At 66.3% G+C, this 17,145-nt stretch carries 18 protein-coding genes and 1 tRNA gene; 13 read left to right on the forward strand and 6 right to left on the reverse strand.

What is annotated here, in order from left to right; all coding sequences use genetic code 11:
• Positions 1 to 15 precede the first annotated feature (15 nt).
• Positions 16 to 987: a bifunctional riboflavin kinase/FAD synthetase gene (locus ACXIQ9_RS03990; RefSeq protein WP_424163748.1), complete on the reverse strand. Its 972-nt coding sequence runs from the start codon at positions 985 to 987 to the stop codon at positions 16 to 18.
• A 36-nt stretch (positions 988 to 1,023) separates the two neighbouring features.
• Between ACXIQ9_RS03990 and ACXIQ9_RS03995 the strand changes: the two genes are divergently transcribed.
• A complete protein-coding gene (locus tag ACXIQ9_RS03995; RefSeq protein ID WP_247477249.1) occupies positions 1,024 to 1,599 on the forward strand; it encodes a DUF3611 family protein in 576 nt (191 codons plus the stop codon).
• On the opposite strand, the gene surE is transcribed toward ACXIQ9_RS03995, so the two are convergent.
• Positions 1,584 to 2,372, reverse strand: a complete 789-nt coding sequence (gene surE, locus ACXIQ9_RS04000) for a 5'/3'-nucleotidase SurE (protein ID WP_296416632.1) — start codon at positions 2,370 to 2,372, stop codon at positions 1,584 to 1,586. The two genes, ACXIQ9_RS03995 and surE, sit on opposite strands and share 16 nt — an antisense overlap.
• Positions 2,373 to 2,451: 79 nt before the next feature.
• Here surE and pheS point away from each other — a divergent pair, with 79 nt between their 5' ends.
• From pheS to ACXIQ9_RS04020, 4 genes are read left to right on the forward strand one after another with little or no spacing between them, the layout of a single operon-like run.
• Positions 2,452 to 3,459 carry a phenylalanine--tRNA ligase subunit alpha gene (gene pheS, locus ACXIQ9_RS04005; protein WP_459015732.1) on the forward strand — a complete coding sequence of 336 codons (1,008 nt, stop codon included), beginning with the start codon at positions 2,452 to 2,454 and terminating at the stop codon, positions 3,457 to 3,459.
• A 36-nt stretch (positions 3,460 to 3,495) separates the two neighbouring features.
• On the forward strand, positions 3,496 to 4,401 hold the full coding sequence (locus tag ACXIQ9_RS04010; protein ID WP_459015734.1) for an NAD(+) kinase: 906 nt from the start codon (positions 3,496 to 3,498) through the stop codon (positions 4,399 to 4,401).
• Positions 4,401 to 5,069, forward strand: coding sequence for a winged helix-turn-helix transcriptional regulator (locus tag ACXIQ9_RS04015; protein ID WP_459015736.1), 669 nt, complete (start codon positions 4,401 to 4,403; stop codon positions 5,067 to 5,069). The genes ACXIQ9_RS04010 and ACXIQ9_RS04015 overlap by 1 nt, the downstream gene beginning before the upstream one ends.
• Before the next feature lie 4 nt (positions 5,070 to 5,073).
• The gene (locus ACXIQ9_RS04020; RefSeq protein WP_459015738.1) at positions 5,074 to 5,511 is read left to right on the forward strand and encodes a DUF192 domain-containing protein; all 438 of its coding nucleotides are present in this window, start codon (positions 5,074 to 5,076) and stop codon (positions 5,509 to 5,511) included.
• On the opposite strand, the gene cbiE is transcribed toward ACXIQ9_RS04020, so the two are convergent.
• Complete coding sequence (gene cbiE / locus ACXIQ9_RS04025) at positions 5,468 to 6,706, reverse strand: precorrin-6y C5,15-methyltransferase (decarboxylating) subunit CbiE (RefSeq protein ID WP_459015740.1); 1,239 nt, start codon at positions 6,704 to 6,706, stop codon at positions 5,468 to 5,470. The two genes, ACXIQ9_RS04020 and cbiE, sit on opposite strands and share 44 nt — an antisense overlap.
• Positions 6,707 to 6,728: 22 nt before the next feature.
• Here cbiE and ACXIQ9_RS04030 point away from each other — a divergent pair, with 22 nt between their 5' ends.
• The 4 genes from ACXIQ9_RS04030 to ribD are packed head-to-tail and all read left to right on the forward strand — an operon-like array spanning position 6,729 to position 11,146.
• Positions 6,729 to 6,980: a hypothetical protein gene (locus ACXIQ9_RS04030; RefSeq protein WP_247477238.1), complete on the forward strand. Its 252-nt coding sequence runs from the start codon at positions 6,729 to 6,731 to the stop codon at positions 6,978 to 6,980.
• 27 nt (positions 6,981 to 7,007) lie between these two features.
• On the forward strand, positions 7,008 to 9,521 hold the full coding sequence (locus tag ACXIQ9_RS04035) for a GH116 family glycosyl hydrolase (RefSeq protein WP_459015743.1): 2,514 nt from the start codon (positions 7,008 to 7,010) through the stop codon (positions 9,519 to 9,521).
• Between the two features lie 48 nt (positions 9,522 to 9,569).
• Positions 9,570 to 10,067: a DUF3122 domain-containing protein gene (locus ACXIQ9_RS04040; protein ID WP_296420777.1), complete on the forward strand. Its 498-nt coding sequence runs from the start codon at positions 9,570 to 9,572 to the stop codon at positions 10,065 to 10,067.
• Complete coding sequence (gene ribD / locus ACXIQ9_RS04045; protein WP_459015745.1) at positions 10,064 to 11,146, forward strand: bifunctional diaminohydroxyphosphoribosylaminopyrimidine deaminase/5-amino-6-(5-phosphoribosylamino)uracil reductase RibD; 1,083 nt, start codon at positions 10,064 to 10,066, stop codon at positions 11,144 to 11,146. Before ACXIQ9_RS04040 ends, ribD begins: the two co-directional genes overlap by 4 nt.
• Here the strand turns inward: ribD and ACXIQ9_RS04050 are convergent.
• A complete protein-coding gene (locus ACXIQ9_RS04050; RefSeq protein WP_459015747.1) occupies positions 11,143 to 11,889 on the reverse strand; it encodes a potassium channel family protein in 747 nt (248 codons plus the stop codon). The two genes, ribD and ACXIQ9_RS04050, sit on opposite strands and share 4 nt — an antisense overlap.
• A gap of 15 nt (positions 11,890 to 11,904) precedes the next feature.
• A complete protein-coding gene (locus tag ACXIQ9_RS04055; RefSeq protein ID WP_459015749.1) occupies positions 11,905 to 12,552 on the reverse strand; it encodes an SOS response-associated peptidase in 648 nt (215 codons plus the stop codon).
• 83 nt (positions 12,553 to 12,635) lie between these two features.
• Here ACXIQ9_RS04055 and ftsH point away from each other — a divergent pair, with 83 nt between their 5' ends.
• The 4 genes from ftsH (at position 12,636) to ACXIQ9_RS04075 (ending at position 16,368) form a co-directional block, all read left to right on the forward strand.
• Positions 12,636 to 14,516, forward strand: coding sequence for an ATP-dependent zinc metalloprotease FtsH (gene ftsH, locus ACXIQ9_RS04060; protein WP_459015751.1), 1,881 nt, complete (start codon positions 12,636 to 12,638; stop codon positions 14,514 to 14,516).
• Between the two features lie 61 nt (positions 14,517 to 14,577).
• A complete protein-coding gene (argF, locus tag ACXIQ9_RS04065; protein WP_459015753.1) occupies positions 14,578 to 15,522 on the forward strand; it encodes an ornithine carbamoyltransferase in 945 nt (314 codons plus the stop codon).
• Between the two features lie 56 nt (positions 15,523 to 15,578).
• A complete protein-coding gene (gene lexA, locus ACXIQ9_RS04070) occupies positions 15,579 to 16,205 on the forward strand; it encodes a transcriptional repressor LexA (protein WP_459015755.1) in 627 nt (208 codons plus the stop codon).
• Between the two features lie 90 nt (positions 16,206 to 16,295).
• Positions 16,296 to 16,368, forward strand: a tRNA-Ala gene (locus ACXIQ9_RS04075).
• Between the two features lie 223 nt (positions 16,369 to 16,591).
• Here the strand turns inward: ACXIQ9_RS04075 and ACXIQ9_RS04080 are convergent.
• Positions 16,592 to 16,843, reverse strand: coding sequence for a phospholipase D-like domain-containing protein (locus ACXIQ9_RS04080; protein WP_459015812.1), 252 nt, complete (start codon positions 16,841 to 16,843; stop codon positions 16,592 to 16,594).
• Positions 16,844 to 17,145 lie beyond the last annotated feature (302 nt).

Consider the following 17,145-nt stretch of genomic DNA (forward strand, 5'->3'; position numbering starts at 1 on the left):
TTCATCGGCTGGGGCCTAACCAACGCCTACCCCGGCAGCTGACTCCAACAGCGCCGCGGCGCTCTCGGCATCGCGCTGGATCTGCTGCACCAGGGCCTCGAGGTTCTCGAAGCGCTGTTGGCTGCGCAGCAGCTGCACCGGCTCCACCAACAGCTCCCTGCCGTTGAGATCGAGCGTTCGGCCGAGCAGATGAACCTCAACGGCCGAAGGGGCCGTGGGATCCACCGTGGGCTGCGGGCCCAGATTCATCACAGCCGCCAGCCGTTCCTCACCGAGCCAGGCCCAAGCGGCATAGACCCCCTCGAGGGGCAAAAACTTGCGGCCATCCACCTGCAGGTTGGCCGTGGGCCAACCCAGCTGACGTCCTAAACCGCGGCCGCTGACCACGGTTCCGCCAAAGCGATAAGGACGGCCCAGCAGCCGGGTGGCCTCCAGCAGATCTCCTGCCGCCAGGGCACGTCGGATGCGACTGCTGCTGAATTGCTCCTCCCCCTCGGCCAGCAGGGGTTGGATCTGAACCTCGATGCCCCGTTCAGCGCCGAGCTGCTGAAGGGTTGTGGTCGTGCCGCTGCGGCCTGCGCCAAAGCGGAAGTTGGCGCCCACCACCACCAGGCCGGCCTGGAGCTGCTCGTGCAGCACCTGCTGCACGAAAGCCTCGGGGGAGAGAGCCGCCAGCTCGCGGGTGAAGGGCACGAGCACCAACTGCTCGATCCCCAGGGGCTCCAGCAGGGCCAATTTCTCGCTGGGCAAATCCAGCCGCAGGCGCGCCTCGGCGAAGAGCACCTCCCGGGGGTGCGGCCAGAAGCTCACCACCGTCGGCACCAGATGCCGTTGGGCGGCGCGTTCGGTGACGGCCGCGATCACGCTGCGATGCCCCGGGTGCAGACCGTCAAAGCTGCCGAGGGCCACCGCCGTCGGCCCCTTCGCCTGCCCTGGCTCGAGCGCTGCAATCACAACCAAAAGCGCTCGAGGCCTCGCCAGAGGCATTCTCCCATGGCAGGTTTGGGCATCCCCCCACGTCCCATGGCCGATCGCCTCGACTTTCAGCTGCTCTCCCTAGGGCTGAGGCGGATGGCCTGGATCCGCTTCTGGACGCAAACCGCCCTGGGGATCGTGGTCGTGGGGGTGCTGCTCTTCAACAACATCGGCGGCAGCCTGGCCCGCAATTCCGAGCGGGCCCTAGGTCTAGGACCGGGCCTCTCCCTGACGACCCTGTCCTTCTTTGTGTTGCTCTACAGCCTCTGGCAAGGCTGGTTGATCGTGCGGCTCGGGCGGGCTTTAGGCAGCGGCGCGAAGCCCAGCCGCAGCGAAGCCGGAAAGCTGATCAAACGTGGCCTGCTGGCGGATGTGCTGGGGCTGGTCTTTGCCTCCGTGGGCTATCAGTCCCTGGCCGGCAGCCTGTTTGTCCAGGCCTCGCTGCAGGCCCCCGGGTTCTTTGGCTCTCCGGTGGGGGGCACCAGCGCCCGCAGCCTGGTGGGCTACCCGATCACCTCCATCGAGATGCTCTCGGTGCTGAGCAACACCCAGGTGCTCTTCGCCCACACCATCGGTCTGATCTTCTCGCTCTGGTTCCTGCAGCGGATCTACCGCTCGAAGTGAGGCGGCTTAAGGGCTGAGAGGTCTCCGCGCCAGAACAACTCCGGCTGCAGTGGGGTCAGCGAGACACCGCCTGCGGCCACATGGGCCACATCGATGGGCCACTCCTTGGGACCGGCGACTTCGGCCTCGAGGTCATTGGCGACCTCACCGGCCAACCAGAAGTAGGTGCGGCCGCGGGGGTCAGCGCGCTTGACGAATTGGTCGGTGTAGCGGCGAACGGCCTTTCTGCACCAGCGCAGTTGCCCGATGGACTCCAGCGGCAGGGCCGGGACATTCAGGTTGAGGAGCATGCCCTTGTCCCAGTCCTCGCGGCGGCTCTGCTCGGCCACATCCAGAGCAATGCGCGCCGACGCCCCAAAGTCGCGCCACTTGTAATCGGCGCAGCTCACCGCCAGGGCGGGCAGGCCTTCGATGGTTCCCTCCATCGCCGCACTGACCGTGCCGGAATACAGGGTGTCGGTGCCCAGGTTGGGGCCGTGGTTGATGCCCGAGAGGACCATGTCAGGCCACTCCTCAAGCAGGGCAAAGAGGCCCAACTTGACGCAATCGCTGGGGGTGCCGCTGCAGGCCCAGGCGGTGACACCCTCCGCAAAGAGCTCGTCGGCCCGCTCGGCCCGCAGGGGGGTTTGCAGGGTCAGGCCATGGCCCGTAGCGGAGCGCTCCTGATCGGGGCAGACCACCGTGACCTGATGACCGCGCCGCAGGGCCTCAGCCGCCAGGGCACGGATGCCATCAGCGAAGACGCCATCGTCATTACTGATCAGGATCCGCACAGTGCCCTCACGCCTGGCCTGAGGCTAAGGGGCCTGAAACAGGCGTCTACCTAAAGTCGGCGCTCGTTGAAGTCGATCCTTGAGCGCCACCGTCAGCCTGCAGCAGCTCACCGATCAACTCGATCAGCTGGAGGCCCAGGCTGCCCAAGAGATCGCCGCCGCCGCGGATGCCGCAGCCCTCGAGGAGCTTCGGGTGGGCCTGCTGGGCAAGAAGGGTCGGCTCTCCGGGGTGCTCGGAGCGATGGGCAAGCTGCCCGGCGATGAGCGGCCGGTGGTCGGTCAGCGGGCCAACGCGCTCAAGGAGCAGGTGCAGAGCCTGCTGAGCGATCGCCTGCAGGCGGTGAAGAGCGCCGCGATGGCCGAGCGCATCGCAAGCGAGACCCTGGACGTGACCATGCCGGCGAGCTTCACGCCGGTGGGACACCGCCACCCCCTGATCAGCACGATCGAAGAAATCGTCGATATCTTCTCGGGCCTCGGCTACCAGGTGGAAGAAGGACCTGAGATCGAGAGCGACTTCTACAACTTCACCGCCCTGAACATCCCCGAGCACCACCCGGCCCGGGACATGCAAGACACCTTTTATTTGGGCGATCACCAGCTGCTGCGCACCCACACCTCTCCGGTGCAGATCCGCCACCTGGAGAACAACGCCCCACCGATCCGCATCATTGCCCCGGGGCGCGTCTATCGCCGCGATGCCGTGGATGCCACCCACTCGCCGGTCTTCCACCAGGTGGAGGTACTGGCCATCGATGAGGGACTGGACTTCAGCCATCTGCGCGGCACGGTGACGTCCTTTCTGCAGCAGTTCTTCGGCGATCTGCCGGTGCGCTTCCGCGCCAGCTACTTCCCCTTCACCGAACCCTCAGCCGAGGTGGATGTGCAGTGGCGCGGCCGCTGGCTCGAGGTGATGGGATGCGGCATGGTCGACCCCGCCGTGCTCCAGGGCATGGGCATCGACCCCGAGCGCTACAGCGGCTTCGCTGCCGGCCTGGGGGTGGAACGCTTCTGCATGGTGCGCCACGGCATTGATGACATCCGCCGCTTGTTTACGAGCGATCTGCGGTTCCTCGAACAGTTCTGATCCCCATAAACTCTGGGGGACCACCTGAGCTGCTCCTTGCCCTGCGTCGGACTGATCATTAACGACGGCAAGGACCTGGCCCTGTCCACCGCCGACACGATTGAGGCCCGCCTGCTTCAGGCGGGCTACGACGTCCTGCGCGCCAGCAGTGCCGCCGGAATGGTGGGTTTCGCCAATCCTGAGCAACACCTGCGCAGCAAGGGCCACGTTGCCTGCGTCCCGCCCCACTTCGAAGCCGGGATGGACATGGCCATGGTGCTGGGGGGCGATGGCACGGTGCTCTCGGCCACCCGAATGACGGCACCGATCGACGTTCCGATCCTGACGATCAACACCGGCCACCTGGGCTTCCTGGCAGAGACCTATCTGCCCAAGCTCGAGGAGGCCCTCGAGCAGGTGATCGCCGGTCAATGGACGGTGGAGGAACGCACCACCTTGGTGGTGACCGTGATGCGCGGGGACCAGCGCCGCTGGGAACTGCTCTGCCTCAACGAGATGGCCCTGCACCGCGAGCCGATCACCTCGATGTGCCATTTCGAGATCGCCGTGGGACGCCATGCCCCGGTAGACATCGCCGCCGATGGCGTGATCCTCTCCACCCCGACGGGCTCCACCGCCTATGCGCTGAGCGCCGGCGGACCGGTGATCAGCCCTGACTGCCCTGTGCTGCAACTCACTCCGATTGCGCCCCACTCCCTGGCCTCACGGGCCCTGGTCTTCAGCGATCAGGAGCCGGTGACGGTCTTCCCCGCCACCCCGGAGCGGCTGATGATGGTGGTGGACGGCAGCGCCGGTTGCTACGTCTGGCCGGAGGATCGGGTGCTGATCCGCCGCAGTGAGCACCCAGTGCGGTTTGTGCGCCTGGCGGACCACGAGTTTTTCCAGGTGCTGCGCAACAAGCTCGGCTGGGGCCTGCCGCACGTGGCCAAGCCCGGCGCTTGATGGGCGACATCTGTGTCCTGCTGCTGGGGGAAACGTCCGAGGCCCTCGCCGATCGTCTGAGCGCCTCGGGGTACATCCCACTGATCGGCAAAAGCGGCTTGCAACAAGCCAGCCAGGGCGGGTGTGAGCTGGTGGTGCTCTCGGCCGAGTGGGGAGCGCGCATCCAGGAGTTGCGCGCCCACCTCGGGGCGCTTCCGATGCTGCTGGACATCGTCGAGGACAGTGTTCCCGCCCGCTCCCAGGTGCTGATCGAGGGGGGCGATGACTTCTGGCTGTCCTCCGCGGGCGCCAGTGACCTGCTGACCCGGCTGCGGGTGCATCTGAAATTGCAGGACAAGCAACGGCCGCCGCGGGATCTGCTGCAACTGGGGGACCTCTCGATCGTCCCCAGCCGCCATGAGGTACGCCGCAATGGCCAAACCATCGCCCTAACCGCGCGGGAGTACGCCCTGCTGGAGCTGCTGATGCGGCATGCCCGCGAGGTGGTCAGCCGCGAGCGGATCCTGGCAACGGTCTGGCGGGATCAGCAGGGCGCCGCCAGCAACGTGATCGAGGTCTACGTGCGCTACCTGCGGCAAAAACTCGAGACCGGCGGCGGCAAGCGCCTGATCCACACCGTGCGCGGCCGGGGCTACTGCCTCAGCGACGGCCCTCCCCAACTGGGCTAGGGCGATGCCAACTCCCGCTCTGCCGCCCCAGCAACTACCGATCGAGGCCCAGTGGTGCCTTCAGGAGAAGCAGCCCTGCATTGCCCTCGAGGTGGCCCGCAGCCAAGAGCAACAGCGGCGAGGGCTTCAGGGCCGCCCGCCCTTGGCTCCGCTGCGGGGCATGTGGTTCCCCTTCCCCAAGCCGCAACCCCTGCGCTTTTGGATGCACAAGACCCCGGCCTCCCTCGACATGGTCTTTCTCAACGGCAACCGGGTGATCGCCATTGAGGCCGAGACGACTCCCTGCCCGCACCTGCCCTGCCGCAGCTATGGCCCCGTGGAGCCAGGGGATGGGGTCGTGGAACTCGGGGCAGGAGAAGCCAAACGCCTGGGCCTGCGGGTGGGGATGCCCGTGGTGATCACCCCGATTTCTTCTGTCCCCGCAGGATCAACACCGGATTAAGGGGCGCCAGCCGCGTGCCATCGGCCAGGGCCGCACCGCGCCAGGACTGGTGCTGACTGATGCTCACCGTGAGGCCAGCACCCTCGAGAACGGGGCGCAGCTCCGCCAAGGCTTCAACGGTGGCCAGGGGGATCACGACGATGCCAGCGGGCTTCAGCCGATCCAGAACGGCCCGCAGCAGCGCCGACCGATCGCAGCCGCCGCCGCCGATCAAGACGCGGTCAGGGTCCGGCAACTCCGAGAGAGCATCGGGCGCCCGGCCTTCGATCACACCCGCGGGAACCACCCCCAGTCGCTGGGCATTGGCGCGGATCAACTCCGCCGAACCGCCGCGCTGCTCCAGCGCCCAAAGCTGCAGACCCGGCCGCAGCCGCAAGGCCTCCAGACCAATCGAGCCGACTCCAGCGCCGAGATCCCAAAGAACGCCAGCGGCCGGCAGCTCCAACTCGGCCAAGAGCTGAACGCGCACCTCCCGCTTGGTCATCAGACCCGGCCGATCGGGGTGCTGCAGGTAGGCCCCATCGGAAATGCCCAGCAGGGGCAGGGATTCCGGCGGCGTAGGGGCCGGGACCTCCGCCAGCAACACCACCAGGTGCAGCGGGTCGAGATCAGCGGGCAGCGCAGCCGAGGGGGCCAGCCGCTGGACCCGCTCTCCCGGATGCCCAAGCCGCTCACAGAGCCAGAGGCCATAGGCCTGCTCCAGACCCGAGGCGCGCAGCAGCTCACGGACTTCTTTGACCCCACCGCGGCTGGGGTCGGTCAGGACCGCCAGGGCCTCTGGCCGCTGCTGCAGGCGCGCAGCCAAGGCGCCGGGATCACGGCCGTGCAGGCTGATCCAAGTGGCGTTCTGCCAGGGGCGCGCCAGGCGCGAGAAGGCCAGCTGCAGGGAGCAGGGAGCCGGATGAAACCGCAAGCGCTCGGCACCAAGGCCCTGAATCAGCAGCCGGCCGATGCCAAACCAGAGGGGGTCTCCACTGGCCAACACCACGGCCTGCCCCTGCCCCTGAAGCTGATCGAGTAGTGCGCTGGGCTGGTCACTGGCAATCAGCCGCGCACCACTCCAGCCGTCCCAGGCCGTCAGGGCGTCGTGCAGACGCAGGGGCGCGGCCACCAAGGGGGCCTGGCGCAACAACTGCTGCTTGTCGAGGGGCAGCGATGCCGGAGCGCCCGCGTCGGTGCCAATCACCTCAATCATGGGTGCATTCTGCTGCTGAGCGATGAACCCCTCCGATCGCCGTCAACGCCTGCATGACTTGGTCGTCGCCCTGATCGCGCAACAGGGCGACCTGGACCTGCTGGATGACGACAACAGCGGCAGCCTGGCCGTGGCCCAAGGCAACCCCGCGGGATGGCTAGAGCGCAACCGCCGGGTGGTGCAGCGTTACCAGGCCTTGGTGCGCTCCGCCGCCACCCTGGATGCCCTGGTGGAACAGGAGGCCAACGAACGGGCCAACCCCTCTCAACTCTGACAAGCTGGCGGCACTATTAGCTGCCCCATGGCGCGCCTCGGCCTCTCCGCCCTGAAGTCCCTGCTGCGCCGCACCGGCCTCAGTCGCGCCTCACGCCCCTCCACCTGGCAGCCCCAGGCCGCCAGCTGGAGCCGAGCCTTCGGTCAGGGCTGGGCGTCGCCCTACACCGTTCGCTACGCCAGCAACCTGGACGACGGCCCGAACCATGGGATGCCCCTCGGCGGCTTTGGCGCCGGCTGCATCGGCCGAGCCCCTGACGGCTCCTTCAACCTCTGGCACCTCGATGGCGGCGAGCACTGGTTCGGCGTGTTGCCCGACTGCCAGTTCTCGCTCTTTGAAAGCAACGGGACAGAGCAACGGGCCCACGCCCTGGCGGTGAAGCCCAACCGGGATGACTCACGCCCCGAAGCCGCAGACCCCCTCTCCAGCTGGAGCTGGTATCCCGCCAGCAGTGAGCAACGCCAAACCGGCACCTACGCCGCGCGCTATCCGCTGAGCTGGAGCCACTACCAAGGGGTCTTCGAGGCCGAGGTCAGCTGCGAGGCCTTCAGCCCGATCCTCCCCGGCAACTATCAGCAGACCAGCTACCCGCTGGCGACGTTCGTCTGGACCCTGCGCAACCCCACGCGCCAGGCCCTGGACCTCTCGCTGATGCTGAGCTGGCGCAACACCTGCGGCTGGTTCACCAACACCGATTCATCGGCAGAGGTGCACTTCCGCGATGACGGCAGCCCCGAGCACAACTACGCCCCGGCCATCGGCAAGAGCGAGGGCCATCGCAACGATTGGATCGACGACGGCTCGCTCAAGGGAGTCGTCCTAGGGGGTGATGTCTCCTCTCCGGTCGCCGAAGGGGAAGGGCAGTGGTGCATCGCGACGCAGGAGCAAGCCGGCGTGAGCATCCAACGCTGCAGCCGCTGGAATCCCCAGGGCGACGGCTCGGAGCTCTGGGGCAGCTTCAGCCGCGATGGCTCGATCCCCGAGAGCAACAACAACCGCCGCAGTGGAGCAGCCGAGCCCGTCAGTGCGGCCCTGGCGGTGCGCTGCCGCCTGGAGCCCGGCCAGAGCATCGAGATCCCGGTGGTGATCAGCTGGGACCTGCCGGTCACGGCCTTCGCCACCGGCACCAGTGCCCTGCGGCGCTACACCGACTTCTTTGGCGCCAGCGGCAAGAACGCCGCCGCCATCGCCGCCGAAGGTCTGCGGGACTGGCGCAGCTGGCGCCAACAGATCGAGGCCTGGCAGCAGCCGGTGCTGGAGCGCAGTGATCTGCCCGAGCCGCTGCGGATGGCGCTCTTCAACGAGCTCTACGACCTCTGCAGCGGCGGCAGCCTCTGGAGTGCCGCCAGCCGCGAAGACCCCGTCGGCCGATTCGGGGTGCTGGAGTGCCTGGACTACGCCTGGTACGAGAGCCTGGACGTGCGGCTCTATGGCTCCCTGGCACTGCTGCAGCTCTGGCCGGAGCTCGACAAGGCGGTGCTGCGCAGCTTTGCCCGGGCCATCCCCGCGGCCGATGCCACGCCACGGCCGATCGGCTGGTATTTCACCCAGGGCAAGGGGCGCGTGGAAGCCGCCCGCAAGGTCAAAGGCGCTACACCCCATGACCTGGGGGCGCCGAACGAAAAGCCCTGGGATGCCACGAACTACACGGCCTACCAGGACTGCAACCTCTGGAAGGACCTCGCCAGCGACTACGTGCTGCAGGTCTGGCGCACCTTCAAGCTCGCCCCCAACGGCGAGGACCTGCGCTTCCTAGCGGACTGCTGGCCGGCCGCGGTGGAAGCCCTGCGTTATCTCAAGACCTTCGACATCAACAACGACGGCCTACCCGACAACGGCGGCGCTCCGGATCAGACCTTTGATGACTGGCCGCTCAAGGGCGTCAGTGCCTACTGCGGCGCCCTCTGGATTGCCGCGCTCGAGGCCGCCCTGGCAATCGCCCAGCAGCTGCAACTGAGCACCGGCCTGGACACCTCGGCGGAGCAACAGGAATTCAGTGGTTGGCTGGCGCAGGCGCGGGGGAACTTCGACAGGCTCCTCTGGAACGGGGAGTACTACGACATCGATGCCGAGAGCGGCACGCCGGTGGTGATGGCCGATCAGCTCTGCGGCGATTTCTATGCCCGCCTGCTGGGCCTGGAGCCGGTGGTGAGCGAGGCCAACAGCCGCAGCACCCTCAATGCCGTCAAGGACTCCTGCTTCGAGAAGTTCGAGGGCGGCAGCCTGGGCGTTGCCAATGGCCTACGCCGCGATGGCACCCCCCTGGATCCCAAGGGCACCCACCCGCTGGAGGTCTGGACCGGGATCAACTTCGGCATCGCCAGTTACTTCCGGCTGATGGGCGAGACCGAGACCGCCCTGGCGATCACCTCCGCGGTGGTCAATCAGGTGTATTCCGGCGGCCTGCAGTTCCGCACCCCCGAGGCGATCACGGCCGTCAACACCTTCCGCGCCTGCCACTACCTGCGGGCCATGGCCATCTGGGGGGTCTGGGCCACCCACACCGACTGGCAGCGGATCCCGGGGGCGGAGCGGGGCTAAGCGGAACCACAACTCGGTTCCATACGCTGGCCTCAGAGCAATGGTGTTATGGCACTACTTCGTGTTGCCCTCTCCCTGCTGATCGGCGGGGTAATCGCCTTGGGATTGGGCCAACCCGCCAACGCCCAGGTGCACCTGCACCCCGATGAGAACGGCACAGAGATCGTGCGCAGCCTCGAGAGCCTGCGGGATCTGGACTACCAGAGCTGGCAGGCCGTGGCCTACCGCACCGGTCCCCCGGGCGGCCCCGTGACCCTGCGGATCGTCGGCTACCCCGGCCGCGTCCGCCTGGATCACCCCACCTCCTTGATCGTGCACTCCGGCCGGGGCAGTTGGGAGCTCGAGGACATCACCACCGCCAACCCCAAGCTGGCCGCCGATGGCCGGGATGCCGCGGCCGAATTTGACCTCAATCCACTGCTGGCCGAGCTGCACCAGAACCGCCCCCTACGCCTGGAGCTGCCAGGAGTGTTTGTGGAGCTGCCCGTTCCTCCCTTTGTGGTCGGTGAATGGCGCAGCCTGCCGAGCTGGCGCGACGCCGGATGAGCAGCAGCGCCTGGCGGCCCTGGATGCAGCGGGCCCTGCAGCTGGCCGCCCTCGGCGCCGGACGCACCAGCCCCAACCCTCTAGTGGGTTGCGTCGTCCTCGATCGCCAGGGGGCACTGGTGGGTGAGGGCTTCCACCGCCAAGCCGGCACGCCCCACGCCGAAGTCCATGCCCTGCGCCAGGCCGGCGAGCGCGCCCAAGGCGGCACCGCCGTCGTCAGCCTGGAGCCCTGCTGCCACCACGGCCGCACGCCCCCCTGCAGTGAAGCCCTCATCGCCGCTGGGGTCCGCCGGGTCATCGTGGCCATGCGCGATCCCGATCCCCGCGTGGCTGGCGGCGGCATCGCCCAGCTGCAGGCCGCCGGCATCGAGGTCATCAGCGGGGTCTGCGAAGCCGAAGCCCAGGCCCTCAACCGCAGCTTCATCCAGCGGGTGCAAACCGGGCGCCCCTGGGGAATCCTCAAGTGGGCCATGAGCCTCGACGGGCGCACCGCCCTGCCCAATGGCGCGAGCCAGTGGATCTCCGGCCCCCCGGCCCGCGCCTGGGTGCATCAGCTACGGGCCCAATGCGACGCGGTTCTCGTCGGGGGCGGCACCGTCCGAGCCGACAACCCCCTGCTGACCAGCCGCGACCAGCGCAGCCCGGAGCCGCTGAGGGTGGTCCTCAGCCGCAGCCTGGATCTCCCGCAGGACGCCCAGCTCTGGGATCAAAGCCTGGCCCAGACCCTGGTCCTCCACGGCAGTGAGGCCCCAGCCGAGCAACAGCAGCAGCTCGATCGACTCGGGGTGGAGCACCTGGCCCTGGCGGAGTGCCAGCCCCGGGCAGCCCTGGAGCTCCTGGCCCAGCGGGGCTGCAATCAGGTCCTCTGGGAATGCGGAGCGGAACTGGCCGCCGCAGCGCTCCGCGAGGGTTGCGTGCAGCAACTGGCAGGCGTGATCGCCCCGAAACTGCTGGGCGGCCTGGCCGCTCGCACCCCCCTTGGCGAGCTGGGGCTGGTCGATGTCAACCAGGCGGAGCTATGGCCGCAGCAACGGCTCCGGCGCCTCGGCAACGACTGGCTATTGGAAATGCAGCACTAGTCGTTCCTTTGCTCTTCGGCGATCTCTTCCTCGACGTCCTGAACAGTGAAGCGGCTGATCAGCAGACCCATCACCAGGGCCAAGTAAATCGTCCCGGAGACCGCCACCATCACGCTCAACATCTGGCTTTGGGGCGTCACCGGACTGATGTCGCCATACCCCGTTGTGGTCAGGGTGATGAAGGCGTAGTAGTTGAGCTCAACAAAATCCAAAGAGAAAATCCGGGCCGCCTGCCCCGCTGAACCATGCAGCAGGGAGACATCCTTGGCCACGGAGTTCAAGAAGCTCCCTGGAGCAAGCGACTCCAGTACGGCAAACAGCAGCCCCGCCGCCAGACCCACCAGCAGGTAGCCCGCCAAGGCCCCCATCAACACATCCCGGCTAATCAGTCGCTCCTGCGCGAGGTTGCGAATCAGGCGCTCACAGCTCCATGCCACCAGCAGCGTCCAGACAAACAGCAGCGGGAAGCCCGCCTGGTTGGCATTGGCACCGGTGAAGTACCAACCCATCGAGGACGCAAAGGTCAGCAGCGCCAGCAGGCGATAGACCCGGGAGCGTTGCAGCGACCATCGGCCTGACTCCAGGGGTGCCCCCAAGCCGAAGCTCAGCACCCACGGCAAAGACAGATAACCCAAGGCCGACAGCTGCCGCATGCCCAGCGGAAGCATCAAGCAAGCGATCACCGTCAGACAGTTCGCCAGCAGCAGGCGATAGCCGAGCTGGCGTTGGTTCTTGCGGGCCATGGCCCAGTCTGGCGATCAACCAAACAGGGGCAACTGGTCCGAGCTGGCTTTGGCTTTGGGTTTGACCGGCCCCTCAGCCGCCCAACCCTCCGGCGACCAGCCCTGCATCAAGGGCTCCAGGGCCCGCAGGCCCGGCCCATCCAGGGGCTCCATCCAGGCCTCCTCCAACCCCTCAGGAACGATCACCGGCATCCGGTCATGCAGCGGAGCCACCAAGGCATTGGGCGTGGTGGTCAGCACGCAGCAGGTCTCCACCTCACTGCCATCCGGTCCGATCCAGCGATCCCAGAGACCCGCCAACCAAAAGATCCCGCCATCACTTGGGGCCAGCCGATGCCCCTTCTCGTAAAACCCATCGGCCGGCAGCAGGCAGCGCCGATGGCGCCAGGCGCCGCGAAAGCTGGCCTTCTCCGCCACGGTCTCTGATCGAGCATTGAAGGGCCGGGGCCCGTTCAAGGGGTCCTTGCTCCACTCCGGCAGCAGCCCCCAGAGCATTAAGGCCGGACTGATCTGACCGTGCTCCTGGCGTAGGGCCAACACCGGCTCCCCCGGGCGAATCAAGGGCCGCGCCGCGTAGTGCGCCAGCAAACCGTCCGGCAAGCCCCCTCCCAGCCTGGGCAGCAGCTGGTCCAGACGGGAGGTCAGGGAGTAACGACCGCACATGGTCTGACCGGCCCCCGTTCGGTTCTCACCCCCCACTGGGGCATTGCAGCAACCCTAGTTTGGGGCAAACGCGCACCCGTCGCATGCCTATCCGCAAGGACGACACGCCCCCGAACCGGCGCTTCGGCATCGTCAATCTGCTGCTGATTGGCTTTGGCGTGCTGCTGCTGGTGAGCAGCTTCCTGCCCAACCAGGGCATGCAGCAGGTGCCTCGGGTTCCGTACTCCCTCTTCGTCAGTCAGGTGGACGACGGCAACGTCCGCCGTGCCTACATCACCCAAGAACAGATCCGCTACGAGCTCAAGGCCCCTCCGGAGGAGGACGCCCCCTCGGTGCTCGCCACCACGCCGATCTTCGACATGGATCTGCCGAAGCGGCTGGAGGAGCACGGTGTTGAGTTCGCCGCCGCTCCGCCCCAGAAGCCCAGCTTCATCACCACGGCCCTGAGCTGGATCGTGCCGCCCCTGATCTTCATCTTGGTGCTGCAGTTCTTCGCCCGCCGCTCCATGGGCGGCGCCCAGGGTGCCCTGAGCTTCACCAAGAGCAAAGCCAAGGTCTACGTCCCGGATGAAGAATCCAGAGTCACCTTTGCCGATGTGGCGGGTGTCGATGAGGCCAAGCAAGAGCTGACCGAGATCGTCGACTTCCTGAAGTCGTCGGAGCGCTACACGGCGATCGGCGCGCGCATCCCCAAGGGCGTCCTGCTGGTGGGCCCCCCGGGCACCGGTAAGACCCTGCTGTCCAAGGCCGTCGCCGGTGAAGCGGGCGTTCCCTTCTTCATCATCAGCGGCTCGGAGTTCGTCGAACTCTTCGTTGGTGCCGGCGCCGCCCGCGTGCGGGACCTCTTTGAAGAGGCGAAGAAAAAAGCGCCCTGCATCATCTTTATCGACGAACTCGACGCCATCGGCAAGAGCCGCGCAGGCTCGATGGGCGTCGTCGGAGGCAACGACGAGCGCGAGCAGACCCTCAACCAGCTGCTCACCGAGATGGATGGCTTCGCCGCCAAGGACAAGCCCGTCATCGTCCTGGCCGCCACCAATCAACCCGAGACCCTGGACGCCGCCCTGCTGCGCCCAGGCCGCTTCGACCGGCAGGTGCTGGTGGATCGCCCGGACCTCTCGGGCCGCAAGACCATCCTCGACATCTATGCCCGCAAGGTGAAGCTCGCCCCAGGGGTTGATCTGGACAAGATCGCCCAGGCCACCAGCGGCTTTGCCGGTGCGGACCTGGCCAACCTGGTGAACGAAGGCGCCCTGCTGGCCGCCCGCGCCATGCGGACCTCCGTTGAACAAGGTGACCTCAACGAGGCGATCGAGCGCGTGGTAGCTGGCCTTGAGAAGAAGAGCCGCGTCCTCCAGCCCGACGAGAAAAAGATCGTGGCGTATCACGAGGTCGGCCACGCCATCGTCGGCCACCTGATGCCCGGCGGCAGCAAGGTCGCCAAGATCTCGATCGTTCCCCGCGGCATGGCGGCCCTGGGCTACACCCTGCAGCTGCCCACCGAAGAGCGCTTCCTGAACTCCAAGGAAGACCTCGAGGGTCAGATCGCCACCCTCCTCGGCGGCCGCAGCGCCGAAGAGATCGTCTTTGGTGAGGTCACGACCGGTGCGGCCAACGACCTGCAGCGGGCCACCGACATCGCAGAGCAGATGGTCGGCACCTATGGGATGAGCGACATCCTTGGCCCCCTGGCCTACGACAAGCAGGGCGGCAGCCGCTTCCTCGGCGGCGCCAACAACCCTCGCCGCGTCGTCAGTGACGCCACGGCCCAGGCAATCGACAAGGAGGTGCGCACCCTGGTGGACCGCGCCCATGACCGGGCGCTTTCGATCCTTCGCCACAACCGTGAGCTGATGGAGAGGATCTCCCAGCAGATCCTCGAAAAAGAGGTGATCGAAGGCGATGACCTCAAGGATCTGCTCGCCAGCAGCGTCATGCCCGAGGACGCTCAAGCCATCGCTTGAGCTCCAAGGGGTTGACGCGGGGGCCCGTCATCTCGGATAAGGGTTCTTTGAAGACGGGCCCATGGCTGCACTGAGCGGCTATTCCTCCCTCTCCGAACTCAGCGGACGCGACTTCCTCTCGTCAGCTGACGTCAGCGCGGAACAAACGAGAGCCCTGCTTGACCTGGCCGCGGACCTCAAGGCCGGCCGCACCCGCGTCGATCTGGGCGGGAAGGTGCTGGGCCTGATCTTCAGCAAGGCCTCCACCCGCACCCGGGTGAGCTTCACGGTGGCCATGGCCCGCCTGGGCGGCCAGACCATCGACCTCAACCCCCAGGTCTCCCAGGTGGGGCGCGGTGAACCCGTGGCCGACACCGCCCGGGTGCTGAGCCGCTACGTCGACGCCCTCTCGATCCGCACTTTTGCCCAGGAGGAGCTGGCGGAGTATGCGCACTGGGCCTCGGTTCCGGTGATCAATGCCCTAACCGACCTGGAGCACCCCTGCCAGGCCCTGGCCGATTTCCTGACCCTGCAGGAGGCCTTCGGTTCTATCGAGGGGCTGACCCTCTCCTACGTGGGGGACGGCAACAACGTCGCCCACTCCCTGATGCTCTGTGGCGGCCTGCTGGGGGTGAACATCCGCGTGGGCTGCCCCGAGGGCTATGAGCCAAGCGCTGCGGTCCTCGAGCAGTCCCGGGCTCTGGCAGGCGGTCGCTGCAGCATCGAGGTCATTCAAGAACCTGTGGCCGCCGTGCGCGGTGCCCATGCCCTCTACACCGACGTCTGGGCCTCCATGGGCCAGGAAGAGGAGAAGGGAGAACGGGAACAGGCCTTTAACGGCTGGTGCCTCAATGAGGAGCTCGTAGCCGAGGCCGACCCCAAGGCCATCGTCCTGCACTGCCTGCCGGCCTACCGAGGCCTGGAGATCAGCGCCGGGGCGATGGAGGGCAGCAGCAGCCGGATCTTCGATCAAGCAGAGAACCGCCTGCACGCGCAGCAGGCCCTGCTGGCAGCCCTGCTCTCGTAACAGCCGGTTGCCAAAGCCAAGACCCAGCGGTACAAATGTATTGACGAACAAATGCATTGCCGGTGCCCGCTGGATCGCCTGAGCCCCTGACCACTGCCCAGCAAGAGCTCTACGACTGGCTCTCCCAGTACATCGGCGAACATCGCCATAGCCCCTCCATCCGCCAGATGATGGAGGCCATGGGGCTGCGCTCGCCGGCTCCCATTCAGAGTCGCCTGCGCCACCTGCAACAGAAGGGATGGATCACCTGGAAAGAGGGCCAGGCCCGAACCCTGCAGCTACTGGGCGACGCCCTCGGCGGCGGCATTCCAGTGCTCGGGGCCGTGGCCGCCGGCGGCCTGGTCGAAACCTTTGACGACGTCGAGGAACGTCTAGAGCTCGAGCCGGTGCTGGCCACCCGCGGGCTCTTCGCCCTGACCGTCAACGGGGACTCGATGGTGGACGCCCACATCGCCGACGGTGACGTGGTCCTGATGGAACCCGTCAGCGAACCGAGCCGCCTGCGAGAAGGCACGATCGTCAGCGCCCTCGTGCCCGGCAGCGGCACAACCCTCAAGCACTTCCACCGCGATGGACGCCAGGTGCGCCTAGAGGCCTCTAATCCCGCCTACGAACCGATCCTGATCGATGCCGATCAGGTGGCGATCCAAGGGAAGCTCGTCGCTGTCTGGCGCCAGGTTTAGACCCTCTGCGGTGTAAGCTCTTCCTATCGAAAGCACGGCCTCCGGGCCATCCCTGACGACCAGCGTCAGGTGAGCTCATCGGTATCAAAAGGGGCCATAGCTCAGCTGGTAGAGCACCTGCATGGCATGCAGGGGGTCAGGAGTTCGAGTCTCCTTGGCTCCACTTTCTAAAAGCCCGGTCTATGACCGGGTTTTTTAGTACCCAGACTGAGCGTCTCAACCTGCCGAAGCGGACCTCTAGGGCGATTCTTAGGGCGTTTTTGCCTAAGCAGAGCCTCCAGCAGCTCAGATATGGGGCCGTGAAGCCGATTTCGCCCTAGGCGTTAGGGCGTTTTCAGGGCAGTTGGCTCTACCAGCAGTGCTCCTGATCAAGCTGCGGCAGCAGGTCAAAAAAACGCCGCTAAGTTGCGAGCACCGCTCAAAACGGAAGTAGGCCCGAAGGGCTGGCGGTTGCGTTCGAGTTTGCGCCGCAGTCGTTCGGTGATGCCCAGATCAGCGGTGCACCAGAGACGATCCATCTCACGGATGAAGTGGGCAGCGACCTGCGGGGAGCGGATCACCAGCAGCACCTCGTCGTTTTGATCGGCGGCAGACGGCAAACAGTTGAAGCTGCCAGCGATGACGGTCTTCCCGTCGATTGTTGGCTATTAGATAATTATCAACTTGAACATTTCTGAATACCTGCCAAGTAAGTGGATAAATTGTCCATGTATCTTATCGTAAAAGGTAGGAGACGGATTGCCTGAAATCATGGAGTTTCAGAGGGGCATTAAAGAATGCCAGGATTTTGAATCCATCCATAAGACGAAACCTGACTGTTCATAGCCTCGATGGATGCGTCACCAGAGGTCATCGCAGAAATTTGACCAACCGTTAGATCACCACCGATATACAACGCTTCGAGAGAACCAGCACCATAGATTCCTATCCCACTCACGCC

The organism is Synechococcus sp. LTW-G (genome assembly GCF_054459035.1).

Excerpts from the sequence above, each read along its gene's own strand:
- ACXIQ9_RS03990 (WP_424163748.1), bottom strand. The coding sequence starts at position 987 with ATGCCTCTGGCGAGGCCTCGAGCGCTTTTGGTTGTGATTGCAGCGCTC.
- ACXIQ9_RS03995 (WP_247477249.1), top strand. The coding sequence starts at position 1,024 with ATGGCCGATCGCCTCGACTTTCAGCTGCTCTCCCTAGGGCTGAGGCGG.
- ACXIQ9_RS04015 (WP_459015736.1), top strand. The coding sequence starts at position 4,401 with ATGGGCGACATCTGTGTCCTGCTGCTGGGGGAAACGTCCGAGGCCCTC.
- ACXIQ9_RS04020 (WP_459015738.1), top strand. The coding sequence starts at position 5,074 with ATGCCAACTCCCGCTCTGCCGCCCCAGCAACTACCGATCGAGGCCCAG.
- cbiE (WP_459015740.1), bottom strand. The coding sequence starts at position 6,706 with ATGATTGAGGTGATTGGCACCGACGCGGGCGCTCCGGCATCGCTGCCC.
- ACXIQ9_RS04030 (WP_247477238.1), top strand. The coding sequence starts at position 6,729 with ATGAACCCCTCCGATCGCCGTCAACGCCTGCATGACTTGGTCGTCGCC.
- ACXIQ9_RS04035 (WP_459015743.1), top strand. The coding sequence starts at position 7,008 with ATGGCGCGCCTCGGCCTCTCCGCCCTGAAGTCCCTGCTGCGCCGCACC.
- ACXIQ9_RS04040 (WP_296420777.1), top strand. The coding sequence starts at position 9,570 with ATGGCACTACTTCGTGTTGCCCTCTCCCTGCTGATCGGCGGGGTAATC.
- ribD (WP_459015745.1), top strand. The coding sequence starts at position 10,064 with ATGAGCAGCAGCGCCTGGCGGCCCTGGATGCAGCGGGCCCTGCAGCTG.
- ACXIQ9_RS04050 (WP_459015747.1), bottom strand. The coding sequence starts at position 11,889 with ATGGCCCGCAAGAACCAACGCCAGCTCGGCTATCGCCTGCTGCTGGCG.
- ACXIQ9_RS04055 (WP_459015749.1), bottom strand. The coding sequence starts at position 12,552 with ATGTGCGGTCGTTACTCCCTGACCTCCCGTCTGGACCAGCTGCTGCCC.
- ftsH (WP_459015751.1), top strand. The coding sequence starts at position 12,636 with ATGCCTATCCGCAAGGACGACACGCCCCCGAACCGGCGCTTCGGCATC.
- argF (WP_459015753.1), top strand. The coding sequence starts at position 14,578 with ATGGCTGCACTGAGCGGCTATTCCTCCCTCTCCGAACTCAGCGGACGC.